Below are 25,293 nucleotides of genomic sequence, written 5' to 3'. Positions count from 1 at the left end.
CTTCCCATTTGCGGAATGCATGCCAGCACCCTGAGCATTCCCACATCCCCCCCACAAAGCCGCACATTAAACCGCCAACTTTAAGCAAGCTTAGGGCTTTGCATTTATTCACTCTCACCATGACCTTAAAGACTAAGACCCACCGGATATTAGCCCTTGCACTTCTATTTTTCGCAAGCGTCGTCGATGAACTGATTGCAACTGTCCTCCTTCTTGAAATAGACAATGGACGTGGACTGTGGCCCTCACTTCTTTTCGCTTTCTCCACAGCCGGTGCGCTGCTCGCTAGCCCTTTATCACAACAGGTCCTTATTCAGGGAAAAAATTTAACGCGGATGGCTTCTTCAGTACTTTACGGCGAAGCCGTCGTTGTACTTCTCTGCGTCTACCTCTATAAAAACCGCGCTCCTATCCTCGCGATCTTGTTTGGCGGCGCTCTCGGACTCCTTGGGGCGCTCCTCTGGGTGATTGTTTTACTCATCGTCACTGAGTCTTTTGAAAAGCAACAATTTGATTCAGTAAACAAGTGGATAACAACCATCAGGAATGCAGGATTCGTTGTTGGACCGGCATTGGGAGGCCTGCTATACCCCATCGGTTCTTTATATATCTATCTGGCTAGTGCCGGCTTCTGCTTAGTAAGCGCCTCGTTCGCATTAAGGCAGCTCCCCCCCCCCGTGCTTTGCCCAACAACGGAAGAGAAAGAATCCTCGTCTAAAACCAAAGCAAGCTTTTCAGGTTCAATAGTCGAATTATTGACGCTTCCTAGGTTAGCCGTAAGACTACTGCCGCCTATGGGCGTAGCCTTCTTTGGCTCAGTAGTTAACGTAGGCATTGTCATATATCTGCTCGACGTACAGGGGAGACGAGAGTCAGACTACGGTCTTGTGGGCGCTTCCATCAGTATAGGGCTTGTTCTAGGCCCAGTTCTAATACAAGCAATCGCCAAGCGTAACACGCAAATTGGCATAGGGTTATCCGGCATCATTACTGGGGCAGCGATAGTCTTACTATTCCTACCGTGGAATGTTGTCTTAGCCCTCGTTTCAGGCTTTCTTTTAGGAATTGGAAACGGTGGGCAAAATGTCTCCGTTACGTCACTGCTTATGAAGTCGATCCCGGAAGATCGAAGAGCTAAATTAATCCCCGCATTTGTTTTTTGCATCTATTTCTTTGTCTTTTCGTCTTACATCGCTGGGCTATTCGTCACCCCCTCCAATGTGATCTCATTGATGATGCGCGGTGGTGTCATAACCATTTTGCTGGGAGTTTTTTCAATTACAAGGACCCCGCTCGATTCATAGTTAGATCCCAATCTGAGGGAGAATATCCTCTTTTACAACAAAGACTCGATCGGTGCGGCAGATAACAAAAAGACCCTGGCCAAGAGCCTAAACTCTCACCAGAGCCTTGTAGACGACGCCTGCTTTACATGACGATGAGCAAGGGGCCGAAAGTGAGCACCAGGCCCACGATGGCCCCCAGGAACATGGAGAGTCCGTCGCGGTTGGTGCGCAGTGCGTGGACCAAGCCCACCATGACGCCAGTGACCACGACGCCCAGGATGGCAACGATGAGGCGGTCGAAGCGGTCCCAGAGGATCTCGAAGCCCTTGAACACCACCGCGCCCAGCACAACGCCCACCACGGTCAGGATAAGAACCGAGAAAAGGTTGAGCTTCTCCTCTTCCTCGTCGTCCTCCTCATCGGAGTACTCATCGAGGTCCTTGTCCAGATCCTCGTCACGCACGGGCTCGAGCTCGCCGGTGGTCTCCCGGGAGTCAGCGGTCTCGGCAGTAGCCGGCGTGCGGGCCGCGTCAACGGCAGAGGCCTCAGCCTTGGCGTCCTTCTCTTCCGTTGTGTCCTTGAGCTGCGTTTCAGAGGTGTCCGCAGCCGGAGCAGCGGCCTTCTTTTCGCCGGCCTTGGCCGCGGGCTTGTTCTCAGCCTTGGTCTCAGGCTTGGACCCGGCCTCAGCCTTGACTGGGGTCTTCTCGACGCGCTTGATCACGCGGGTGTCCTCGGTGGAGGGCTGGCGCTTCTGGGCCTCGGCCGGCTTTTCTGCAGGCTTCTCTGCTGCCTTGTCCTGCGCAGACTTCTCGGCCTTCGCGGGCTTTTCGTCCGGCTTCTCAGCTGCCTTCTCGGCGGGCTTGGAGGAGTCCTCGGCCTTCGGGGCCGGGATCACCGGCGCGGTCTCATCCAGCGGCACGCTGGAGTGGCGTGCCTGCGTCGGCGTGGCCTTGACCTTCTGCAGGTTACCCGTCAGCTCAGCGACGGAGATTCCGCCCTCCTCCACACTGCGGCGCCGGCGACGGCGGGAGGTACCCTCGGTGCCTCGTTCCTTAGCGTTACGAGCCAGCAGCTCGGCAACGGTCAATTGCTTCTCGTCAGCCACGTCTACTTCCTATTCCAGTCCCTTATCGGTACGGCGCAGAATCACACCTTCGCGCAGTGCCCACGGGCAGATTTCCAGCTTCTCAATTCCCAGCGCACGCATGCTGGCCTCAGCCACGAGCGCGCCCGCGACGATCTGATGCGACCGGGTAGAACTTACACCCTCCAGGTCCGCCCTGTCCGCCGCAGTCATGCGCGAGATGAAAGAAATCAGCTGGCGCAGGCCCGGTGCGGTCAGGGTGCGCTTGACAAAGGGGCCCGCGGACGAGGGCGCAGCGCCCGTCAGCCGGGCCAGCGTGCGGAAGGTCTTCGAGGTGCCAACCCCCAGGCCGGCCGGGCCCAGCGCGCGCATCTTCTCCCCCACGGGGGCGAGCTCAGCGTCGATATAATCGCGCAGCAGGTTCACCTTGGCCTTCTCCGGCGGATCTGTATCAAACCAGTTGTGGGTCAGGCGGCCCGCGCCCAGATCCAGCGAGAAGGCCAGCTCCGGGTGCTCGTCAGTGCCGGTGGACAGCTCCAGGGAGCCGCCGCCGATGTCGAGGTTGGTGATGCGGCCGGCGGACCAGCCGTACCAGCGGCGGGCAGCCAGGAAGGTCAGGCGGGCTTCCTCCTCGCCGGAGAGGATCTCCAGGCGCACCCCGGTGGCGTCCTCCACTTGGTCGAGGACCTCCGCGGAATTGGTCGCGGAACGCACCGCAGAGGTGGCAAAGGGCATGAGTTCGGCACAACCCAGTTTGGAGGCAAGCTCCTTGGCCTCACCGACCGCAGAGATCAGCTTCTTCAGGCCCTTGTCGTGGATGTTGCCATCCTCATCCAGCTGCTCCACCAGGCGCAGCGGGGTCTTCCAGTCGCTCATCGGGGTAGGCCGACCACCCGTCGTGGCATCGACAGCCACGAGGTGGACGGTATTACTACCGACATCTAATACACCTAATCGCACGCCTCTAGAGTAGTAGGTCTACCGTGGTTAGGTGTGAATCGCCCAAATTCGAACGAGGTTTACCTGGGTTTTCCCGCGACCTCTCCCGCCGCCGCCTCCATCCTCGCCGGCCGTGAAAAGGCCCCTGACTTCCCGCGTGAATGGTTTGAGTTCACGGATCCGGATGATCCCGAGCACGTCTTTTCCGTCGATCTGACCTGGCTGGAATCGCACTACAGCTGCCAGTTTGGTACGCCGGCGTGTCATGGCATCGACAAGCAGCAGCCCGACGTCGGGTGCTGCGTGCACGGCGCCTACATGGCCGATGAGACTGACCGCGAGCAGCTTTACGACGCCGTCACGCGCATGCCCGCGCGCTTCTGGCAGCTGCGCCCGGCGGGGGTAGATGAGTACCTCGCCGCCGAGGATCCCACCGAGCTGGAGCCCTGGCTGGAGTGGGACGAGCTCGACGGCGAGGACGGCGAGCCGGAGCCGGCACTGAAGACGCCGGTTGTTGGCGGCGCGTGCATCTTTGCCAACCGCACCGGCTGGCAAACGGGCCCGGGCTGCGCCATCCACCAGTGGGCCATCGCCGAGGGCGAGGAGCTAACCGTGGTCAAGCCAGAGGTGTGCTGGCAGCTGCCCATTCGCCGCCACGAAGACTATGAGGAGCGCACAGACGGCCAGGAGATCCTGCGCACGGTGATTGGCGAGTACGACCGCCGCGGCTGGGGCAACGGCGGCGAGGACTTTGATTGGTACTGCTCCGCGGACCCGGCCTGCCACACCGCGGAGGAGCCGCTGTGGAAGTCGCAGAAGACGGAGCTCATCGCCCTCATGGGCGAGAAGTGCTACGAGATCCTGGCCCGGCACTGCACCGCGCGTGAACAAGCCGCCGCGGCGGGCGTGGAGCTCACGCGCCACCCGGCGGACAAGAACTAGCGGGAACGAAGACTCGCGGGCTAGAGCTCGAACTTATAGCCCAGGCCGCGCACCGTCACCAGGTGCTGCGGGCGGGAGGGCTCGGCCTCGATCTTGGAGCGCAGGCGCTTGACGTGCACGTCGAGGGTCTTGGTGTCGCCAACATAATCGGCGCCCCAGATGCGGTCAATGAGCTGCCCGCGGGTCAGCACGCGGCCCGCGTTGCGCAGGAGGTACTCCAGCAGATCGAATTCTTTGAGCGGCATGGAGACGGGTTCGCCTTCGACAAGCACGGTGTGGCGCTCGACATCCATGCGCACGCGGCCGCCCTCAAGGATCTGCTCCTCCGGCTCGTCCCCGGCGGAGTCGGCGGCGTTGTCCCCGCCGCGGCGCAGCACCGCGCGAATGCGGGCGATGAGCTCGCGGGAGGAGTAGGGCTTGGTCACGTAGTCGTCGGCACCGAGCTCGAGGCCCACCACTTTGTCAATCTCGGAGTCGCGCGCGGTGACCATGATGACCGGCACGGAGGAGGTGGCGCGCAGCTGCTTGCACACGTCGGTGCCGGACATGCCCGGCAGCATGAGGTCCAGCAGCACGATGTCGATGGAGTTGGCATTGAACTGCTCAAGCGCGCTGGGCCCATCGGGTGCGAGGATGACCTCGAAGCCCTCCTTGCGGAGGAGGAACGCTAGTGGATCGGCAAGCGACTCTTCATCTTCGACGATGAGGATAGTCGTCATTGTGATTTATCCTTTCGACGTGCTGCCACCCGCGCCACGGCACGCGGGAGGCCCTGAGCAGCGGAGCTTAAAGCCCCATCCTTCTTATTATCCTGCGCTTCCAGCGTATCCGCTGGCTTTTCCTCGGCATAAATGGGCAGCTCGATGGTAAACGTCGAGCCGGTGCCGGGCCGCGACCACAGCTTGATGTTGCCGCCGTGGTTGGCCACCACGTGCTTGACGATGGCCAAGCCCAGGCCCGTTCCACCCGTCTGTCGGGAGCGCGCCTTGTCCACGCGGAAGAAGCGCTCGAAGACCCGCTTCTGATCCTCCGGGGCGATGCCGATGCCGCGGTCGGTGACCCGCACGAGCACCACGTTATCCCCCACCACCTTCTGGGTGATGGAGACAGGCATCTCCTCCGGCGAGTAGTGGATGGCGTTGGAGATGAGGTTGGAAATGGCGGTGACCAGCAAGGACCTATCCCCCATCACCTTCACGCCGAGGGGCTGTCCGCAGGTGAGCTGGTTCTGTTGGGCCTCGGCGGCCAGCTGGTTGCGGGCGACGGCCTCGTCAATGATGTCATCGAGCTCCACCGGCTCCATCTCCGGCAGCGCCTCCGCTCCCTGCAGCTTGGACAGGGAGATGAGCTCGTTGACCATTTCCGCCATGCGCAGCGATTCCTTGTGAATCTTGCCGCCGAAGTAGGCCACGTGCTCGGGATCCTCCGGGTCCTGCAGGAGGGCCTCGGCCAGCAGGGCGATGCCCCCGACCGGGGTCTTGAGTTCGTGGGAGACATTAGCCACGAAGTCGCGGCGGGCCGATTCCATGCGCACGGACTCGGACTCGTCGGTGCCGTAGATGATGACGAAGCGATCGTCGTTAAGCGTCAGCGGCTTGACCACCGCGCGCACCTGGGTGACGCGGTTGCCGGTGCGGCGCTTGGGAATGGACAAGTCGAGGGTGCGGTCTTCCTTGTCCTCGAAGACCTCCTCGGCCACGGACCAGATGTCCGGGTTAATGGTGCGATCATGCACCATCGACATCTCGTGGGCCGCGGCGTTGGAAAAGATGACGTCCTTATTGCGCGCGAGCACGGCCACGCCCGCCGGCGAGCCCTGCACCGCCAGGTGGAGGACCTGGTTGACATTGGTGATCTTGTTGGCCTCGGCCGCGCGGGCGCGGCGCTCGATGCGCTCCCGGATACGCGCAATCGCCGGAACGGCGAGCCCGCAGGCCGCCGCTCCGACGAGGAAACCAAAAAGAAAACTCACGTGCTTAGTGTAGGCGCCCCGGAGGGTGCCGCGCTCACTTGGCGCTTAGTTGGACTTACTTGCCGCCCTGAGCAGCAACCGCGGCGGCGCCAGCTGCAGCGGCCTCCGGGTCCAGGTAGGTGCCGCCCGGGTTGACCACGGAGCCGTCCTCGGCGATCTCGTAGACCAGCGGGATGCCTGTGGGGATGTTGAGGCCAGCGATGTCCTCTTCGGAGATGTTGTCCAGGTGCTTGACCAGCGCGCGCAGGGAGTTGCCGTGCGCGGCGACGAGGACGGTCTCACCACGCTTGACGCGCGGCAGGATCTCTTCCTCGAAGTAGGGCACGAAGCGGGCGACGACGTCCTTGAGGCACTCGGTGCGCGGGACGGACTCCAGGTTGGCGTAGCGCGGGTCCTTGGCCTGGGAGTACTCGGAGGAGTCATCGAGCTCCGGCGGCGGGGTGCCGTAGGAGCGGCGCCAGGCCATGAACTGCTCCTCGCCGTACTTGTCCTTGGTCTCCGCCTTGTTCAGGCCCTGTAGTGCGCCGTAGTGGCGCTCGTTGAGGCGCCAATCGCGCACCACCGGGATCCAGTGGCGGTCAGCGGCATCCAGCGCGATGTTGGCGGTGCGGATCGCGCGGCGCAGCAGGGAGGTGTACACGATGTCGGGCAGGATGCCCTTTTCCTTGAGGAGCTCGCCGCCGCGCTTGGCTTCGGCCTCGCCCTGCTCGGTCAGGTTGACGTCCACCCAGCCGGTGAACTGATTGGACTTGTTCCACTCGGACTGTCCGTGACGAAGAAGAATCAGCTTTCCGTTAGTCATGGTCTCAAGCATGCCACGATGTCTGCGGCCCCGCCACGAAAATCCCGCCGGAAACACTCGGCGCGCGGCCGGCCTAGTAGCCCGTCGCCCGGCGCGCGTGGCAGTCCGGGATCTCAATGGTCATGGCCTCAGCGTAGATCTTCTCCAGTTGGGTGGCCGCCGCCGCCCAACTGAACTGTTGGGCGTGCTCGACGGCGGCTTCGCCCATGGCGATGCGCCGGGGGTCGTCGTCAAGCAGCTGTTCGAGGGCATCGGCCCAATCCTCCGGCGAGTGGGAGTGCACGAGCAGGCCGGTCTGGCCGTCCGCCACGGCGATGGGCAGCCCGCCCACCGCGGCGGCCACCACCGGGGTGCCGGAGGCCTGCGCCTCCATGGCCACCAGCCCGAAGGACTCGTTGTAGCTGGGCACCGCCACGATGTCCGCGGCCTGGTAGACGGCAACGAGCTCCTGCGGGGGCCGCGGGCTCAAGAAGCGCACGGTGCGCTCCACGCCGAGCTGGCGGGCCAGGCAGTGGTAGGTATCCGGCGAGGAGTTTGCGCCCGAGGCCCCGCCGCAGATGACCACCCGCACGTTGCGCTCGGGGTCGCGCTTCATGAGCTCGGCGGTGGCGCGGATGAGCACCTCCGGGCCCTTGAACTTTTGCAGGCGGCCCACGAAGGCCACCACCTTGGCGTGCAGCGGGATGCCCAGCTGGCGGCGGGAGCGCTCCGTCATGCGGTCGGTGCCCGGGGTGTAGAGCTCGGTGTCCGCGCCCGGCGAGACCACCACGATGCGCTGCGGGTCGGCGTCGTAATGCTCCACCAGGTCCCGGGTCTCCTGCTCGGTGTTGACCACCAGGATGTCAGCATTATCCACCAGCTGCTGCTCGCAGATGCGGCGCGCCTCCGATTCCTCGGTGTCCTCGATGCTGCGGTGCTTGTTCTTCACCGCGGCCAGGGTGTGCGCGGTGTGCACCAGGGGCGCGTCCCACAGATCCCGCAGCAGCCAGCCCACCTGGCCGGAGAGCCAGTAGTGGGAGTGGATGACGTCGTAGTGCACATTGAAGCAGCGCGAGAAGTTATAGATGCCGCCGGTAAAGGCCACCAGCTGGGTGGGCAGCTCCTCCTTGCTCAGCCCCTCGTAGGGCCCGGCCACGATGTTAATGACGCGCAGGTTCTCCTCCACCTCCACCACTTCGCCCTGGCTGGGGCGGGTGGCGCGGGTGTAGATGTCCACCGCGATGCCTTTTTTAGCCAGCTGGCGCGCCGTGTTGAGGACGTAGACGTTAAGCCCGCCGGCGTCGCCCGAGCCCGGCTGCTCAATAGGCGAGGTGTGCATGGAAATCATCGCGATGCGCATAGTGACTCATTCTAGACCGGGCATGTGCGGTCTATACTGGCCGGTGCTGTAAGTTACGCAACCGAAAGGTCACACATGTCGGCATACGAGTCCAAGGCGTGGCTCCAGTTCTATCCGGAATGGACCCCGCACACCCTGGAGTACGGTGAGACGACGCTCCTGGATATCTACGACAACAACTTGGCGCTGAACCCGGACCGCCCCGCCACCTACTTCTTTGGCCGCACGCAGACCTTTGCGGAACTGGACCGTCAGGTGCGCCGCGCCGCGGCCGGCCTGCGCGCTTTCGGCGTGCGCCCCGGTGACCGCGTGGCCATTGTTGCCCCCAACTGCCCGCAGCACGTCGCGGCCTTCTACGCGGTACTCAAACTGGGGGCCATCGCGGTGCTGCACAACCCGCTCTACACCGCCCACGAGCTGGAGGGGCTCTTCCAGGATCACGGCGCGCGCATCGCCATCTCCTGGGACAAGACGGCCTCCACCCTGGAGAAGCTGCGCGCCACCACCAACCTGGAAACCGTGGTCTCCATCAACATGATTGATGCCATGCCCACCGCCCAGCGCGTGGCCCTGCGCCTGCCCTTCCTCAAGTCCAAGCGCGATCAGCTCTCTGCCCCGGCACCCAACACGGTGCCCTGGGAGACCTTGACCGGCAACGCCATCGGCGGCGACGGCTCCGATATCACCACCCCGGAGGAGATCACCAAGGACTCCATCGCGCTCATCATGTACACCTCGGGCACCACGGGTGCGCCGAAGGGCGCGCAGCTCTCCCACGGCAACCTCTTTGCCAACCTGCTGCAGGGCAAGCACTGGGTGCCGGGCCTGGGGGATAAGCCCGAGCGCATGCTGGCCGCCCTGCCCTTCTTCCATGCCTACGGCCTAACCATGAACGTCACGCTGTCCCAGCTCATCGGCGGCGAGCTGGTGCTGCTGCCCAGCCCGCAGATGCCGCTCATCATGAACCTCATGAAGAAGCACACCCCCACCTGGGTGCCGGGCGTGCCCACCCTCTACGAGCGCATCGTGGCCACCGCGGAGAAGGACAACATCTCCCTCGACGGAGTGCGCGCGGCCTTCTCCGGTGCTTCCACCCTGCCGGTGAGCACCGTGGAGAAGTGGGAGAAGTACACCGGCGGCCTGCTGGTGGAGGGCTACGGCCTGACCGAGTGCTCCCCCATCATCGTGGGCAACCCCATGACCTCGGACCGCCGCCCCGGCTACGTGGGCATCCCCTTCCCGGACACCGAGATCCGCATTGCCAACCCGGATAACCTGGACGAGACCATGCCGGACGGCCAGGAGGGCGAGGTGCTCGCCCGCGGCCCGCAGGTGTTCAAGGGCTACTTCAACAACCCGGAGGCCACCGAGAACGCCTTCCACGACGGCTGGTTCCGCACCGGTGACCTGGGCATCATGGAGGAGGATGGCTTCATCCGCCTGGTCAGCCGCATCAAGGAGATCATCATCACCGGTGGCTTCAACGTCTACCCCGGCGAGGTGGAGGAAGTCCTGCTGGCTCACCCGGACGTGGAGGACGCCGCCGTGGTGGGCCGCCCGCGCTCCGACGGCTCCGAGGACGTCGTGGCCTGCATTGCGCTTGCCGACGGCGCCGCGCTCGACCCCGAGGCCCTCAAGGATTACTGCCGCGAGCGCCTGACCCGCTACAAGGTCCCGCGCACCTTCTACCACTTTGAGACCCTGGCCAAGGATCAGATGGGCAAGATCCGCCGCCGCGAGGTGCAGGAGGATCTGCTCGCTCGCCTCAAGGCTGAGAAGTAACTCCGGCCCTGCCCGCCACGGCGTGGCCGGGCTAGCGGGGAGCCCGGCCGGGACATGGTTATACTGTGCGAAACAAAATTGTTTTGTTTCCTGTAACTGACCCTGTCCCCGTCTCTCCCAAGGAGTGCCACCGTGCCCGAATCCCCCGCCGCCGCTTCTGCCTACCAGTCCAAAGCCTGGCTCAAGCACTACGCGGAATGGACGCCGCACACCCTGGACTACGGCGAGGCCACGCTGCTGGACTTCTACAACGACAACCTCTCCGCCCACGGCGACTGGCCCGCCACCTGGTTCTTCGGCCGCCGCATGAACTACCGGGAGCTGGACGCGATGGTCCGGGCAGCCTCGGCAGGCCTCAAGGCCTTTGGTATCCGCCCCGGTGACCGCGTGGCCATCGCCCTGCCCAACTGCCCCCAGCACGTGGCGGCCTTCTACGCGGTGCTCAAGCTGGGCGCTATCGTGGTGGAGCACAATCCGCTGTATACCGCCGGCGAGCTGGAGCCGATGTTCCAGGATCATCAGGCCCGCGTGGCCATCGTGTGGGACAAGGTCAGCCCCACCTTCGAGTCCTTGCGCTCCACCACCCCGCTGGAGACCATCGTCTCCGTGGACATTACCGAGGCCATGCCGCGGCGCCAGCAAGCGCTGCTGCGCATCCCGCTGCCCTTCATCCGCGACAAGCGCAACCAGCTCACCGGCCCCGCGCCCAATACCGTGGGCTGGAACGTCCTCACCGGCAGCGCCATCGGCGGCACCGGGCGCCAGCTTGGCGACGCCCCCGTCACCCCCTCCGACACCGCCCTCATCCTCTACACCTCCGGCACCACCGGCGCGCCCAAGGGCGCGCAGCTCTCCCACGGCAACATCTGCGCCAACGTCAAGATGGGCGAGGCCTGGGTGCCCGCGCTGGGCCAGAAGCCGGAGCGCATGCTCGCCGCGCTGCCCATGTTCCACACCTACGGCCTCACGCTCATCGCGGCGCTGGGCGTGTACATCGGCGGCGAGCTCATCCTCACCCCGGCGCCGAAGATTCCACTGCTCATGGACATCATGAAGAAGCACCCGCCCACCTGGCTGCCGGGTGTTCCCACGCTCTACACCAAGATCATGGAGGCCGCCCGCGCCAAGGACATCAGCATCGAAGGCGTGGCCAACAGCCTCTCGGGCGCGGCCACCCTGCCCACCGAGACCGTCACCGAGTGGGAGGCGATGACCGGCGGGCTACTGGTGGAGGGCTACGGCCTGACGGAAACCGCCCCGGTGCTGGTGGGCAACCCCATGAACCACAACCGGCGCCCTGGCTACATCGGTATCCCCTTCCCCGACACCGAGATCCGCATTGCCAACCCGGATAACCTTGACGAGACCCAGCCGGATGGCACCCCCGGCGAGCTGCTGGCCCGCGGGCCGCAGGTCTTCCAGGGCTACCTCAACAACCCGGAGGCCACCGCCAAGGCCTTCCACAACGGCTGGTTCCGCACCGGGGACATGGCCGTCATGGAGCCCGATGGCTTTATCAAGATCGTCTCCCGCATCAAGGAAATGGTGATCACCGGCGGCTTCAACGTCTACCCCGCGGAGGTCGAGGAGGTCATCCGCGAGCACCCCGACGTCACCGACGTGGCCATCGTGGGCCGCCCGCGCGCCGATGGCTCCGAGGACGTGGTGGCCTGCGTCATCTTGCACGACGGCGCCGCCCTCGACCCCGAGGGCATGAAGGAGTTCTGCCGCCAGCGGCTGACCCGCTACAAGGTCCCGCGTACCTTCTACCACTTCGAGCACCTGGCCTCCGACCAGCTGGGCAAGGTCCGCCGCCGCGAGGTGCAGGCGGACCTGCTCGCGCTGCTGAAAGAGCGCTCAGCGTCCAGCTAAGCGTTCAGCTAAGCTGCACGAAGACATTCAGCGGATAGGACTGTTTAATGATTGTTGCAGTGGACACTTATTTTGTGGCGAATGAGCCCAGCTTAGAACGGGCTCACAATCGGTATCTCAACAGAGTGTGCAAAGCCGAAAAACACGAGGGCATTAGCATCCTTTTCACATGCGCTGAAGCGTCCGAAATAGACTCTAAGGAAATGCAGGAAGATCTCATCTCTCAATTCAAGATTGAACGACCTCACGAGAACCACAAAGATCTGCGGCTTTTTATCTACACAACAATTGTCCATGCCACCGATAAGGTTCTCACCAGTCACGATGAACCCTTAACATCCTTTTTCCTTTTGGACGAAGAACGCGCACCAGCAGATGCTTTTCCGAGCAGCGTTGGATTCAGAAAACTTGAGCGCTGGACACCGACTCGGAACATCGAAGACTAAGATTTCATGACAGTTTTGTAATTTTAACCCCTGCCCCAGTCCCCCGTTTCCGCCCCAGGGGCAGCGAAACTTCCCCCTCTAAAGCCCCCGCCACCTCCGGGAAAATACCCAGATTTACGCGGACTAACTGCCTTGCAATGCCGCTTATAGTGCCCGAATGGAACGTACCGATTCGCGTCTTTCTTGGCATCGTTGAGGTTCGAAGCATTTCCATAAACGTGGCCAACGATATCCCCACCAAGTCCAATTTTTATCACTTGGCATTGAGCCGTAACTGCAGCTGCCAACGCCGAAGGGGGAACAGGCGTCAGCGCGAAAGAGAACGCACCAGCGATTAATAGAAATCGACTAGCTATTCGCCTCATAAAAACATTCCTCTTCCTAATATCGCCTCACCTTATTATTAACTAGTGAGATCGCAATCACATGACCGGCTGCAGGACTATCCCCCCCTAGGAACACATGTCTCAGTGACAACACTACAGCGTTTTTATCGGCAAGGTCCGCCGCCGCGAGGTGCAGGCGGACCTGCTCGCGCTGCTGAAAGAGCGCTCAGCGTCCCGTTAAGCCGCGACGTCCTGGAAGCTCTCGAACTGGCCTGGGTTAAATTCCTCAAGGAAATCCGTTGCACAGGACCGCAGCGACGGGACGAGCCCCGGCCCCGCCGTCAGGAACTGCTGCATGGTGTGTCCCCATTCGGTGACCATCCTGGCGCTGCAGTGAAGGAAGAGCTCATCATTGTCCACCACCACGCACGTGGTGATAACGTCTTGGCACTCGTTGGTCTGCCTGGACCACTCCAACACCTGTGCAAAGTCACACGTGCAGCGCGCGGCCGGCACAGTCGCAGTGAATAGGATATCCTCCGTCCCGTCATAGGCGGGCTCAATCTCCATGTCGTAGCAGGACCCCTGAAGGGTAATCCTGTCAACGTCCTCCGGCAGGTAGCCATCCGCATAGAAATCCTCCACATCAAGCACGAAGGGCAGGAAAAACTCCACGAAGCGCCCCCAATCAGTCTCCTGGATGTCATAGGTGGCGCTGGTACGCTTCCGCGCCACCGGGCGCACCCCGGTTCCCGTGGGCTGCGCAACGGCGTGCGGGCGGGGTGTGCCATCAAGCTCGGCGTCGAGCCTCTTGAATGCCTCGACCATGCGTTTGGCCTGCGTGGCGATCATGAGATCGAGCTGCGCGTTGGTGGCGCGATCCAGTGGGAAGACAAGCGCGGCGACCTCCACGTGCCAGTGGCGCGCGGATCCCCCACAGGGCACGGCCTTGACGGTGCCGGGAACGAGGCCACGGTTAAGCTCATTAATCTGCAGCTCAATCGGCGGCGCGTCTGGGTTGAACTCTACGTCCTTGTCCCAATAGCCGGTGCTGTGCAGGAAGCCCTGGTGCTCATCCACAGAAAAGCCGATGCGCCCGCCGGGAATGCGCAGCGCCGGTGTGCCGTCTTGTAACTCCTCGTAGTGCAGGCCCACCCGCTTCGCCGCCGCGATGACGCGGCGCTTGCTCAGCCGCGGCGGAGTCTTGATGTCCTTCTGCTTCTTTGTGCGTTGATCCTTTTTGTTTTTGGATACCTTTTTAGACATTGTCCCCCCAAGTAGTGGTCATCTTCGTTGTAGTGATCTCCCGCGTTCCGGATATGCGGTGCCCTTCCCCCGTGATGGGCACTCAGGACGCGGTGATGCTTAGCCTACAAAAAATGTGGGTGCCGCGCAGGCCGCTCTTCCTTCGCAGCGGTGACACTGCCACCTCCCGGTGGGTGCTGCTGTGGCTTCATTGCACACAAGGACCCCGAAACTCGAGTTTTCGGGGGCTTGTTTGGTATTACCCCACACGCTCAGCAGGCGGCGTGCATGCCAAACCGCCCCAATTGGCAAAAGTCTCGGATTTCAGCGCTCGATTGGCGCGACTTTCGCCATTTAGGGCGGTTTGTGCTCAGCTCAATCCGCACGCAGCTCAACCCGCGCAGGGGCCCACCTGAGATTTAGCGGTAGGTGTACTTCCCTTGCGAGACAGAGGCCCACGCCGCAGGCAGCTGGCGCTTGTAGTAGGACCACTCGTGCACGCCGCTGTCGTGGTAATCAAACTCGGCGTTGCCCGCCATGCCGCGGGAGGTCATGGAATCCTCAAGCTCATGGGTGCAGGTATTGGCCAGCTTCTCCAGGGCGATATCCCCCACCAGAGTGGAGACGCCATCCGGGCGGATGGTTTGCAGGTCCTGCTGGCTGGCGTTGCCGTTGCCCACATAGAAGTAGGTGCGCATCGAGGCCAGGCCCGCCGGGTTGGCGGTGATGTCATTGCGCAGGCGCTGCGGGGTGTTGCCCACGCCCCACATTTTCTCCGGCTTGCCGCCCATCGCGCGGGTGGCCAGGTTGAGCAGCTCGCGGCCGGAGGTGCTGGTGGTGGAGTAGCAGGAGGAAATGGAAAAGGCGCCGGTGTAGAGCTGCGGGTGCAGGTTGGCCAGGCGGGCGGCGGCTGCCCCGCCCATGGAGAGCCCGCCGATGTAGCGCTCACCGTTGAAGGCAATGCCGGTGGACTCCGCCTCCAGCACGCCGGGCAGCTCCTGGGTGAGGAAAGTCTCCCACTTTGAGCGGCCGAGGTAGGGGTCGGTCTCATTCCAGTCGGTGTAGTTGGTACCGCCGGCTTCCACGGCCATGACCGCGGTGACGTGCTCGTTGGCCAGGGCGCCTTGGACGTCGCCCTTGCGCAGCCAGCCGGACTGGACGGGGGCGGACACGCCGTCGAGGAGGTAGAGCATAGGCGCGGGCGCGGTGCGGTCCTTGGGGTATTGGATCTGCACCTGCACCTCGCGGCGCATGGCTGGGGAGGCTACCCACAGGCGCTCGACGTCGAAGCGCTCGTCCTTCTCACGGCGCACCAGGTGCGGGGCGTCGAAGTCGCGCTCGCTCGAGGGCGGGTAGGGGGTGGGCTCGCCCCACAGGTTCCACAGCGGCAGCCCGCGCAGCGGGGTGGCCTGCAGCATGCGGTAGAGCTCGGTGAGCTGGCCGGCGGTGGCGGGGTTCTGGGACCACTGCGCGATGACCGGGGAGACGGTGCTGTAGAGGGCTTCGGAGCTGCCGGCCTTGAAGTCGGCCATAGAAGATGCAGCCTGAGCCTCCGGCGCAGCGGCCAGGCTCACGGTGCCAGCGGCGATGGTCAGTGCGGCGCCACAGGAGGCAAGCGCGCGGCGGAAAGAGGCAGGACGAATGGAACGTCGAGGCATGAAGTTCTCCGGGGGTGAGGGCGCTGGCGGGGCACGCAACGCAGACGAAAGAAGCTCATCTTAACCCGCACCACCCCTCCACCAAGAAACGTGAGAAAAACCTCACATTTGGCGCGCGTCGGCGGCCAAAGTACGCGGCAGTAGGCTACGGTGGCGTAATCGCGATTAGTTACTTTGACCTTACTAATCGCCCAGTCAGTCATGCCCCTACCCCGTTGTGAGGAACTATGTCTTTGACCCCGTTGCATTCGCTGCACTCCCCCGCGCTGCTCTTCGCCGGCCAAGGCTGCGCCTGGCAGTCCTGGATTGTCACCGCCGCGAGCACCCCGGCCACCACCGCCTACCTGCGGGAGGTCCTCAGCGAAGCACGCCAGCTCACCGGCCCCGCAGCACGTGTTATCGCCTCGGCCTGCCCCGGCGCGCTGGAGCGCCTCAGCCAGCTCATCACCGCCGGCGAGCAGGGCACCCCCTGGCAGGCCACCGCGCAGGACGCCTCCCCGGCCGTGTCCATCCCCGGCATCGTGCTCAGCCAGGTGGCCGCACTCGCGCAGCTACGCGAGCTCGGCGTAGAGGTCAGCGAGTCCACTGAGACCGCCGGGCACTCCCAGGGCAGCCTGGGCGAGGTGGCCGCGGTCAATCCCGCCGAGGCCCTCGCGCTGGCCACCCTCATGGGCACGGCCGCCTCCTCCACCTACGGCAGCGACACCCGCTCCCACATGCTCTCCGTGCGCGGCCTGGACCAGGAGCTCATCCGCGCCCACCTGCGCGGCAGCACGGTCATCGCCGTGATCAACGGCCGCCGCCACGTAGCACTCTCCGGCACGCCGGAGGATCTGCAGGCCACCCGCGAGGCCCTCGAGGCAACGACCACCGAGTTCAACGCGGCGCTGGAGAAACGCGAGGCCGGCGGCGACCCACTCGAGCCGCGCTTCGATGAGTTGGACGTCGCCCTGCCCTTCCACAACCCACTGCTTATCCCCGCCGCCGAGCGCACGGTGGCGCTGGCCGCGGACTGCGGGCTGGACACCGCCACGGCCTCCGAGCAGTCCCAGGCCATCCTGGTGCACCAGCACAACTGGCCACAGGCGCTGGCACAACTGACTTCCCGCCAGCTCATCGTGCTTGACCGCGCACTGGCCGCCATGACCCGGCGCGTGCTGGAGGGCACCGGCATCACCGTCATCGGTGCCGGCTCCCCGCAGGAGATCGACGCCCTGGCCACCCCCGGTGCCTCCCTGCCCGCCGCGGTGGACTACTCCGAGTTCGCCCCGCGCCTGGTCACCCTGCCGGGCGGGCGCACGGTGACGCAGACCCGCTTCTCCGATTTCACGGGCCTGTCCCCCATCATGCTCGGCGGCATGACTCCCACCTCCGCGGACGGGGAGATCGTGGCCGCGGCCGCCAACGCCGGTCACTGGACGGAGATGGCCGGCGGCGGCATGTACTCCGACGAGGTCTTCCGTTCCCACCTCGCCGTCATGGAGCAGCACCTTCGCCCGGGGCGCACCGCCCAGTTCAACACCATGTTCTTTGACCGCTACCTGTGGAACCTGCAGTTTGGCCAAAGCCGCATCGTGCCCAAGGCCCGCGCGGCCGGGGCCTCCTTCAACGGAGTTTGCATCTCCGCGGGCATCCCGGAGGTGGAGGAGGCCGGCGAGCTCATCGCCCGCCTCAATGCCGAGGGCTTCCCCTACATCTCCTTCAAGCCGGGTACCGCAGCCCAGATCCGCGCGGTGCTCGCCATCGCCGCGGCCTACCCACAGCACCAGATCATCATGCAGGTCGAGGACGGCCACGCCGGCGGCCACCACTCCTGGGTCAACCTCGATGACATGCTGCTGGAGACCTACGCCGAGGTCCGCGCGCACCGCAACGTGGTGCTGGCCGTGGGCGGCGGCATCTACTCCCCCGAACGCGCCGCGGAGTACCTCACGGGCCGCTGGGCGCTGGCCTACGATCTGCCCGCCGCGCCTGTCGACGCCGTCTTCATCGGCACCGTCGCCATGGCCACCAAGGAGGCCAAGGCCACCGACTCGGTCAAGGATCTGCTGGTAAACACCCCGGGCATCGATCCTAAGGTCAACGGCGGCTGGGTGGGCCGCGGCCGCGGAACCCAGGGCGTGGCCTCCTCCCAGTCCCACCTGCTGGCCGATATCCACGATCTAGACAACTCCTTCGCCGCGGCCTCCCGGCTCATCACCTCGCTGCGCATCGAGGACTACGCCGCCCACCGCGCGGAGATCATCGCCGCGCTCAACAAGACCTCCAAGCCCTACTTCGGCGACGTGGAGACCATGACCTACGCGCAGTGGTTGGAGCGCTTCGTGGAACTGGCCCACCCCTTTGTGGATCCCACCTGGGATGACCGCTTCTTCGATCTCCTCCACCGCGTCGAGGCCCGCCTTAATCCGGCCGATCACGGCGAGATCCCCACGCTCTTTGCCAACGTCGAGGAGGTCAGCGACGCCCCACGCGCCGTGGCCACCCTCCTCGAGGCCTACCCCAGCGCCCACGAGGTCACCGTCAGCCCGCGCGACGCCGCCTGGTGGATCTCCCTGCACTACAAGCACGTCAAGCCCATGCCCTGGGTGCCGGCCATCGACGGCGATCTCACAACGTGGTTTGGCAAGGACACCCTGTGGCAGGCCCAGGATCCGCGCTACACCGCCGATCAAGTCCGCATCATCCCCGGCCCGGTGGCCGTGGCCGGCATCACGCGCAAGAACGAGCCGGTGGCGGAGCTGCTCGCCCGCTTCGAGCAGGCCACCACCGACGCCCTACTCAGGGCCGGCGCCGCCGCCGAGGAGGTCTTCTCCCGCCTGCGCTCAGCTCGTAACGCCGCCGAGTTCATCACCTCCTCCCCCACCCTGCTGTGGCACGGCCACCTCATGGCCAACCCGGCCTATGAGATGGACGCCGAGGCCTTCAGCCTGCGCCAGGACGAGGAAGGAGGCTGGGAGATCGTCATCACCGCTGATTCCTACTGGGACGATCTGCCCGCTGAGCAGCGCCCCTTCTACGTCCGCGAGGTCACCGTGCCGGTGGATCTCCCCGCGGACGTGGCCACGGGCGGCTCCCCGGTGGTCTCCGAGGAGCGCCTGCCCCAGGCCGTCTTTAGCCTGCTTGAGGGCCTGGCCGGCGTGGGCTCCACCGCGGAGCAGGGCGATTCCATCACCGAGATGCCCCGCATCGAGCCGGAGACCGTGGGCCTGCCGGAGTCTCCCTTCGGAGTGGCGCACTATTCCTTCCACCTGCCGGCCTCCCTGCTGGCGGCGCACACCGCGGTCACCGGCGCCGCCCTACAGCCAAGCAACCCCGCCAGCCCAAGCAACCCCGCCAGCCCAAGCAACCCAACCCCAGTAGGAACCCCGGACGTGCTCGTCGGCCCCTGCTGGCCGGCCATCTACACCGCGCTGGGCTCCGGCCAGCTCGCCGACGGCTACCCCGTAATCGAGGGCCTGCTCAACGCCGTGCACCTGGACCACGTGGTGGATCTGCGCGTGCCCCTGGAGCAGTTGGCTGATTCCCGCCGCATCGACGTCACCTCGCGCTGTACTTCCATCGAGGAATCCGCCTCCGGGCGCATTGTCACAGTGGAGCTCGAGCTGCGCAACGGCCCCGAGGTCGCCCCCGGCCCGGCCGGCGAGCCCGGCGCGGTGGTGGCCACCCAGGTGCAGCGCTTTGCCATCCGCGGCCGCGCCAGCGGCACCGCCGCCCCGGCTCCCGCACCCGAGTGGGGCGGGGGCAAGTCCGCCGCCAAGGTGGTAGCCACCCCGCGTTCCTTCGTGGACCGCACGCATGTCACCGCCCCGCAAGACATGACGCCCTTCGCGCTGGTCTCCGGCGATTACAATCCCATCCACACCTCCTTCAACGCCGCGCAGCTGGTGGCCCTCGACGCCCCCTTGGTGCACGGCATGTGGCTTTCTGCCACCGCCCAGCACGTCGCCGCCCGCCACGGCCGGGTGGTGGGCTGGACCTACTCCATGTACGGCATGGTGCAGCTGGGAGATGACATCGAGATCACCGTCGAGCGCGTGGGCCGCAAGGGCATCCACGCCGCCCTCGAGGTCACCTGCCGCATCGACGGCACGGTGGTCTCCCGCGCCCAAGCGCTCATGGCCGCCCCACGCACCGCCTACGTCTACCCCGGCCAGGGCATCCAGACCGAGGGCATGGGTGCAGGCGACCGCGCCGCCAGCCCCGCCGCCCGTGAGATCTGGCGCCGCGCTGACCGGCATACCCGCAGCCGCCATGGTTTTTCCATCCAGCGCATCGTGGATGAAAACCCCACGGAGCTCCACGTGCGCGGCACCACCTTCCGGCACCCGCAGGGTGTGCTGCACCTGACCCAGTTCACCCAGGTGGCCCTGGCCGTGGTGGCCTACGCCCAGACCGAGCGCCTACGCGACGCCGACGCCCTAGCCCCCACCTCCTTCTACGCCGGGCACTCCCTGGGTGAGTACACCGCGCTGGCCTCCCTGGCGCACATCTTTGAGCTCGAGGGCGTCATTGACGTGGTCTATTCGCGCGGTTCGGCGATGAGCAGCCTGGTGCCGCGCGATGAGGAGGGCAACTCCAACTACGCCATGGCCGCACTGCGCCCCAACATGGTGGGCCTGGACGGCGAGGAGGTGGATCGCTTCGTGGACTCCCTCGCCGAGGAGACCGGCGAGTTCCTGGAGATTGTCAACTACAACATCCGCGGCCAGCAGTACTCCGTGGCCGGCACCAAAGCGGGTATTCAGGCCCTGGTGGATAAGGTCACTGCCCGCGCCCCGCGCGCCGCGGTGCTAGTGCCCGGCATCGACGTCCCCTTCCACTCCCGCGTGCTGCGCGAGGGCGTGCCGGCCTTCGCCGAGAAGCTCGATGAGCTGCTGCCCGCCGAGCTTCCCCTGGAGAACCTCGTGGGCCGCTACATCCCCAACCTGGTGGCCCGCCCCTTCGAGCTCAGCCAGGACTTTGTGGACGCCGTCGCCCCGCTGGCTCCCTCCGGAAAACTCGAGGGCATCGACGCGGAGTCCATGGACCCGCAGGCGCTGGGCCGCCTGCTGCTCATCGAGTTGCTCTCCTGGCAGTTCGCCTCCCCGGTGCGCTGGATTGAGACCCAGGAGTTCCTCTTTGACAAGGTGGATCAGATCATCGAGGTGGGCCTGGCCTCCTCGCCCACGCTGAGCAACCTGGCGCAGCGCTCCCTGGCGGTGGCCGGGGTCAGCGGCATCGACGTCCTCAACGTCGAGCGCGATCAGGAGCGCGTCATGCTTGCCGACGCCCTCCCCTCCCCCACCGAACCCGAGGGCACCGAACCCGACAACCCCGAAACCAGCACTGTCGAGTCACCCGAGCCTCCCGCCGCGGCAGAAGCAGCGCCGGCACATACAGAGTCCGCACCGGCACAAGCAGCAGGCGCCGCCCCGGAGCTGCCCTTCGGCGCGGCCGAGGCCATTATGGTGCTCTTTGCCTTCCAGAACAAGATCCGCCGCGAGCAGATTGTGGATAGCGATACCGTCGAGGAGCTCACCAACGGTGTCTCCTCCCGCCGCAACCAGCTGCTCATGGACATGTCCTCCGAGATCGACGTGCCCGCCATCGATGGCGCCGCCGACGCCGACGTCTCCTCCCTGCGCGCCACCGTGGCCAGTGCTGCGCCCGGCTACTCCGCCTTTGGCCCGGTGCTGGGTGAGGCCGTCGCCGCGCGCCTGCGCCAGCTCTTCGGCGCTGCTGGCCTCAAGCCCGCCGCGGTGGGCGAGTACGTCACCGGCACCTGGGGCCTGCCGCAGTCCTGGGTGCCCCACGTCGAGGCCGAGATCCTGCTGGGCACCCGCGAGGAGGACTCCGTGCGCGGCGGCTCCTTGAGCACCCTGCCCACCGCGGCCACCACCAAGGCGGCGGCACACGAGCTCATCGACGCCGCCATCGCCAACGTCGCCACCGCCCACGGCGTGAGCGTGTCCAAGGGCTCGGCGGCTTCCGCCGGCGGCGGTGGCGTGGTGGATTCAGCAGCACTGGAGGCCTACGCCGAGAGCGTGACGGGAGAGGCCGGCATCCTGGCCACCCTGGCCCGCCAGACCCTCGCCCAGCTGGGCCTGGATAACGCCCCGGAGAGCGCCGAGGCACCCGATACCAGCGTCATCGACGCCGTCGAGGCGGAGCTGGGCACCGGCTGGGTCAAGGCGGTCACCCCTGCCTTCGACGCCGCCAAGGCCGTGCTTTTCGACGACTCCTGGGCCACCGCCCGCGAGCGCCTCGCCCGAGTGGCCCTGGGAGAAATCCCCGCCGAGGATCCGCTGGCTTCCCCCGAGTCCTTCCGCGGCACCGGCGCCACCGTGGCCGCCCAGGCCCGCTGGTGGGCGCGTGCCGAGAACGCCAACGCCCCGGCGCAGGGCACGGGCACCAGCGCACTCAGCAAGCGCCTGGAGGCCATCGCCCGCGCCGCCGAGCAGCCCACGGCAGACTCCCCTGCCGGGGAGTTCGCCGCGGATGTCGCCCTGGTCACGGGTGCCGCACCCGGCTCCATCGCCGAGGCGCTCGTCGCCCGGCTTCTGGAGGGCGGCGCCACCGTCATCATGACCGCCTCGCGGGTGAGCCAAGCCCGCAAGGAGTTCGCGCGTACGCTCTACGCTCGCCACGGCGCGGCCGGCTCCGCACTGTGGCTGGTGCCCGCCAACCTCTCCAGCTACCGCGATGTTGACGCGCTCATCGAGTGGATCGGCTCCGAGCAGCGCGAATCCGTGGGCAACGAGGTCAAGGTGCTCAAGCCGGCGCTGACCCCGACGCTGGCCTTCCCCTTCGCCGCGCCCGGAGTATCCGGCTCGCTGGCCGATGCCTCCGGGGCCACCGAAACCCAAGCCCGCCTGCTGCTGTGGTCCGTGGAGCGCACCATCGCCGGGCTCTCGGCACTCAGCCAGCGCGAGCCCGACGCCCGCTGCCACGTGGTCCTGCCGGGCTCGCCCAACCGCGGCACCTTCGGCGGCGACGGCGCCTACGGCGAGGTCAAGGCCGCACTGGATGCCATCCTGGCCAAGTGGAAGGTGGAGGCCGGCTGGCCGGAGGGGGTCACCTTGGCCCAGGCCAAGATCGGCTGGGTGGCCGGCACCCACCTCATGGGTGGCAACGACGTTCTCGTGCCCGCCGCACAGGCCGCCGGCGTCCACGTGTGGAGCCCGGAGGAGATCTCCACTGAGCTGCTGGCGCTGAGCACCCCGCAGCAGCGCGCCGCGGCCGCTAAGGCCCCCATCGAGGCCGATCTCACCGGCGGGCTGGAGGGGGTCTCCCTCACCGCGCTGGCTGCCGACGCCACAGACGCGAAGCCCACCAACAGCTCGCCCGCCGGCAGCACCGACAGCACCAGCACCGGCAGCACCGCCCCCGCCACCATCACCGCCCTGCCCAACCAGCACCAACCGGTGCAGCCGCGTCTGGCGGCCCCGGTGGGCCAGGTCTCCACGGACCTGGAGGACATGGTGGTCATCGCTGGCATCGGCGAGGTCTCCTCCTGGGGCTCCGGGCGCACCCGCTTCGAGGCTGAGTACGGCCTGCAGCGCGACGGCAGCGCCGAGCTCACCGCGGCCGGCGTCATCGAGCTGGCGTGGATGACCGGGCTCATAGAGTGGCGCGAGGATCCCCGACCGGCCTGGTATGACACCTCCGGTGCCGAGGATAGCGCCCAAGAGATCGCCGAGGAAGAGATCTACTCCCGCTTCCGCGACGAGGTCGTGGCCCGCTGCGGCATCCGCCAGCTCACGGACAAGTACCACCTGGTCAACCAGGGATCCATCGACCTCACCGCGGTTTTCCTGGACCGGGACGTCACCTTCGCCGTGGACTCTGAGGCCACCGCCCGCGACGTGCTGGAGGCTGACCCCGAGTTCACCTCCATCGCACAGGTCGACGACGAATGGCAGGTCACCCGCCGCCAGGGCGCCACGGTGCACGTGCCGCGCAGGGCCACGCTCACCCGCACGGTGGCCGCGCAGATGCCGGATGACTTCGACGCCTCCCGCTGGGGTATTCCGGAGCACATGCTCGATTCCCTGGACCGCATGGCGGTGTGGGACTTGGTCAGCGCGGTGGATGCTTTTACCCTGGCCGGTTTCAGCCCCGCTGAGCTGCTGCGCAGCATCCACCCCGGCCAGGTGGCCACCACCCAGGGCACGGGCATCGGCGGCATGGAATCCCTGCACAAGGTCTTTGTCACCCGCTTCCTGGGTGAGGAGCGCCCCTCCGACATCCTGCAGGAGGCCCTGCCCAACGTCATCGCCGCACACACCATGCAATCCCTGGTGGGCGGCTATGGCTCGATGATTCACCCCATCGGCGCCTGCGCCACGGCGGCGGTGTCCATTGAGGAGGGCGTGGACAAGATCGCTCTGGGCAAGGCGGACGTGGTGATCGCCGGCGGCATCGACGATGTCCAGGTGGAGTCCCTTACCGGCTTCGGCGACATGAATGCCACCGCGGAGACCAAAGCTATGACCGCCAAGGGCATTGATGAGCGCTTCATCGCCCGCGCCAATGATCGCCGCCGCGGCGGCTTCCTGGAGGGCGAAGGCGGCGGCACCGCGGTGCTGGTCCGCGGCTCTCTCGCCGCTGAGCTGGGCCTTCCGGTTCTCGCGGTGGTCGCGCACGCGGCCTCCTACGGCGACGGCGCCCACACCTCCATCCCGGCCCCCGGCTTGGGTGCGCTGGGGGCTGGCCGCGGCCGGGAGAACTCCCGCCTGGCTTGCTCCCTGCGCGGTTTGGGTCTGAGCCCCAACGATGTCTCAGTGCTGTCCAAGCATGACACTTCCACCAACGCCAACGATCCCAACGAGTCTGAGCTGCATTCCCTGCTGTGGCCCGCCATCGGCCGCGATGCGGATCAGCCGCTCTTTGTGATTTCGCAAAAGTCGCTGACCGGCCACTCCAAGGCGGGTGCCGCGCTCTTCCAGACGGGCGGGCTTATCGATGTCTTCCGCACCGGCCGCATTCCCGCCAACGTCTCCCTCGACTGCGTGGATCCGCTCATCGCGGACAAGGCAAAGAATCTGGTGTGGCTGCGCTCCCCGCTGGATCTGGGCTCCCGCCAGCCGGTGAAGGCCGCCGCGCTGACCTCGCTGGGCTTCGGGCATGTTGGCGCGCTCATCGTCTACGCCCACCCCGGGGTCTTTGAGGAGGCCATCCGCCAGCAGCGCGGCGATAAGGCTGCAACGCACTGGCGCCAGCGCGCCGAGCAGCGCTTGGCCGCCGGCCGCGCCCGCTTCGAGGCTGGCATGCTGGGCCGCGCCCCGCTCTTCGAGGTCATCGAGGGCCGCCGCCTGCCCACCCACAGCGCAGAAGCCGCCAAGGCCGCCGAGATTGCCATGCTTCTCGACGCCGACGCGCGCCTCGGGGAGGATGGCATCTTCCCGGTGGTCTAGGCTCTAGCTCCGGCCGCGTGGAAACACACGTAGAAATGAAAGAACGGTGGGCAATAAGTACTGATGAGGTACTTCTTGATCCACCGTCTGCGTGCAGGTTACGTCTGTACGCAGTTTATCCTGCCACTTCTTACATGAACCGCATGCGAGCTGGGGAGCGGGGCAGCACACAAACTCTTGGCCAGAGTCAAGTACACAGAGT

General features: G+C 65.7%; 14 protein-coding genes. 6 read left to right on the top strand and 8 right to left on the bottom strand.

Annotated elements, in window-relative coordinates; translation table 11 throughout:
• Positions 1-119: 119 nt before the first annotated feature.
• Positions 120-1,304 (top strand): MFS transporter, encoded by a 1,185-nt coding sequence (locus Q4E25_RS04775; RefSeq protein WP_303154625.1) that lies wholly within the window; start codon positions 120-122, stop codon positions 1,302-1,304.
• A 124-nt stretch (positions 1,305-1,428) separates the two neighbouring features.
• Here Q4E25_RS04775 and Q4E25_RS04770 read toward each other — a convergent pair whose 3' ends face one another.
• Positions 1,429-2,391, bottom strand: a complete 963-nt coding sequence (locus tag Q4E25_RS04770; RefSeq protein ID WP_303154622.1) for a hypothetical protein — start codon at positions 2,389-2,391, stop codon at positions 1,429-1,431.
• A 9-nt stretch (positions 2,392-2,400) separates the two neighbouring features.
• A complete protein-coding gene (locus Q4E25_RS04765) occupies positions 2,401-3,330 on the bottom strand; it encodes a Ppx/GppA phosphatase family protein (RefSeq protein ID WP_303154619.1) in 930 nt (309 codons plus the stop codon).
• A 33-nt stretch (positions 3,331-3,363) separates the two neighbouring features.
• Here Q4E25_RS04765 and Q4E25_RS04760 point away from each other — a divergent pair, with 33 nt between their 5' ends.
• A complete protein-coding gene (locus Q4E25_RS04760; protein WP_303154616.1) occupies positions 3,364-4,251 on the top strand; it encodes a hypothetical protein in 888 nt (295 codons plus the stop codon).
• 20 nt (positions 4,252-4,271) lie between these two features.
• Here Q4E25_RS04760 and Q4E25_RS04755 read toward each other — a convergent pair whose 3' ends face one another.
• From Q4E25_RS04755 to mshA, 4 genes are all read right to left on the bottom strand, one after another.
• The gene (locus Q4E25_RS04755) at positions 4,272-4,970 is read right to left on the bottom strand and encodes a response regulator transcription factor (RefSeq protein WP_303154613.1); all 699 of its coding nucleotides are present in this window, start codon (positions 4,968-4,970) and stop codon (positions 4,272-4,274) included.
• Positions 4,967-6,223, bottom strand: a complete 1,257-nt coding sequence (locus tag Q4E25_RS04750) for a cell wall metabolism sensor histidine kinase WalK (RefSeq protein WP_303154611.1) — start codon at positions 6,221-6,223, stop codon at positions 4,967-4,969. The genes Q4E25_RS04755 and Q4E25_RS04750 overlap by 4 nt, the downstream gene beginning before the upstream one ends.
• Before the next feature lie 55 nt (positions 6,224-6,278).
• Positions 6,279-7,025 (bottom strand): phosphoglyceromutase, encoded by a 747-nt coding sequence (locus Q4E25_RS04745; protein ID WP_303154609.1) that lies wholly within the window; start codon positions 7,023-7,025, stop codon positions 6,279-6,281.
• 73 nt (positions 7,026-7,098) lie between these two features.
• The gene (gene mshA / locus Q4E25_RS04740; RefSeq protein WP_303154607.1) at positions 7,099-8,364 is read right to left on the bottom strand and encodes a D-inositol-3-phosphate glycosyltransferase; all 1,266 of its coding nucleotides are present in this window, start codon (positions 8,362-8,364) and stop codon (positions 7,099-7,101) included.
• A gap of 36 nt (positions 8,365-8,400) precedes the next feature.
• Here mshA and Q4E25_RS04735 point away from each other — a divergent pair, with 36 nt between their 5' ends.
• The 3 genes from Q4E25_RS04735 (at position 8,401) to Q4E25_RS04725 (ending at position 12,464) form a co-directional block, all read left to right on the top strand.
• Positions 8,401-10,146 (top strand): long-chain-fatty-acid--CoA ligase, encoded by a 1,746-nt coding sequence (locus Q4E25_RS04735; protein ID WP_303154635.1) that lies wholly within the window; start codon positions 8,401-8,403, stop codon positions 10,144-10,146.
• Positions 10,147-10,278: 132 nt separating this feature from the next.
• Positions 10,279-12,018, top strand: coding sequence for a long-chain-fatty-acid--CoA ligase (locus Q4E25_RS04730; RefSeq protein WP_303154605.1), 1,740 nt, complete (start codon positions 10,279-10,281; stop codon positions 12,016-12,018).
• A 47-nt stretch (positions 12,019-12,065) separates the two neighbouring features.
• Positions 12,066-12,464 (top strand): hypothetical protein, encoded by a 399-nt coding sequence (locus Q4E25_RS04725; protein ID WP_303154602.1) that lies wholly within the window; start codon positions 12,066-12,068, stop codon positions 12,462-12,464.
• A 563-nt stretch (positions 12,465-13,027) separates the two neighbouring features.
• Here the strand turns inward: Q4E25_RS04725 and Q4E25_RS04720 are convergent.
• Both Q4E25_RS04720 and Q4E25_RS04715 read right to left on the bottom strand, forming a co-directional pair.
• Positions 13,028-14,056, bottom strand: a complete 1,029-nt coding sequence (locus tag Q4E25_RS04720) for a hypothetical protein (RefSeq protein ID WP_303154599.1) — start codon at positions 14,054-14,056, stop codon at positions 13,028-13,030.
• A 398-nt stretch (positions 14,057-14,454) separates the two neighbouring features.
• On the bottom strand, positions 14,455-15,693 hold the full coding sequence (locus Q4E25_RS04715) for an alpha/beta hydrolase family protein (RefSeq protein WP_303154597.1): 1,239 nt from the start codon (positions 15,691-15,693) through the stop codon (positions 14,455-14,457).
• A gap of 227 nt (positions 15,694-15,920) precedes the next feature.
• Here Q4E25_RS04715 and Q4E25_RS04710 point away from each other — a divergent pair, with 227 nt between their 5' ends.
• The gene (locus Q4E25_RS04710; protein WP_303154594.1) at positions 15,921-25,091 is read left to right on the top strand and encodes a type I polyketide synthase; all 9,171 of its coding nucleotides are present in this window, start codon (positions 15,921-15,923) and stop codon (positions 25,089-25,091) included.
• Positions 25,092-25,293: the final 202 nt, after the last annotated feature.

It is taken from the genome of Corynebacterium sp. (genome assembly GCF_030532325.1).
Taxonomy (GTDB): Bacteria; Actinomycetota; Actinomycetes; order Mycobacteriales; family Mycobacteriaceae; genus Corynebacterium.
Note: the sequence above shows the minus strand (reverse complement) of the source record. Positions and strands in the feature narration are given on the sequence as shown.

Excerpts from the sequence above, each read along its gene's own strand:
- Q4E25_RS04775 (WP_303154625.1), top strand. The coding sequence starts at position 120 with ATGACCTTAAAGACTAAGACCCACCGGATATTAGCCCTTGCACTTCTA.
- Q4E25_RS04755 (WP_303154613.1), bottom strand. The coding sequence starts at position 4,970 with ATGACGACTATCCTCATCGTCGAAGATGAAGAGTCGCTTGCCGATCCA.
- Q4E25_RS04745 (WP_303154609.1), bottom strand. The coding sequence starts at position 7,025 with ATGACTAACGGAAAGCTGATTCTTCTTCGTCACGGACAGTCCGAGTGG.
- mshA (WP_303154607.1), bottom strand. The coding sequence starts at position 8,364 with ATGCGCATCGCGATGATTTCCATGCACACCTCGCCTATTGAGCAGCCG.
- Q4E25_RS04725 (WP_303154602.1), top strand. The coding sequence starts at position 12,066 with ATGATTGTTGCAGTGGACACTTATTTTGTGGCGAATGAGCCCAGCTTA.
- Q4E25_RS04720 (WP_303154599.1), bottom strand. The coding sequence starts at position 14,056 with ATGTCTAAAAAGGTATCCAAAAACAAAAAGGATCAACGCACAAAGAAG.
- Q4E25_RS04715 (WP_303154597.1), bottom strand. The coding sequence starts at position 15,693 with ATGCCTCGACGTTCCATTCGTCCTGCCTCTTTCCGCCGCGCGCTTGCC.
- Q4E25_RS04710 (WP_303154594.1), top strand. The coding sequence starts at position 15,921 with ATGTCTTTGACCCCGTTGCATTCGCTGCACTCCCCCGCGCTGCTCTTC.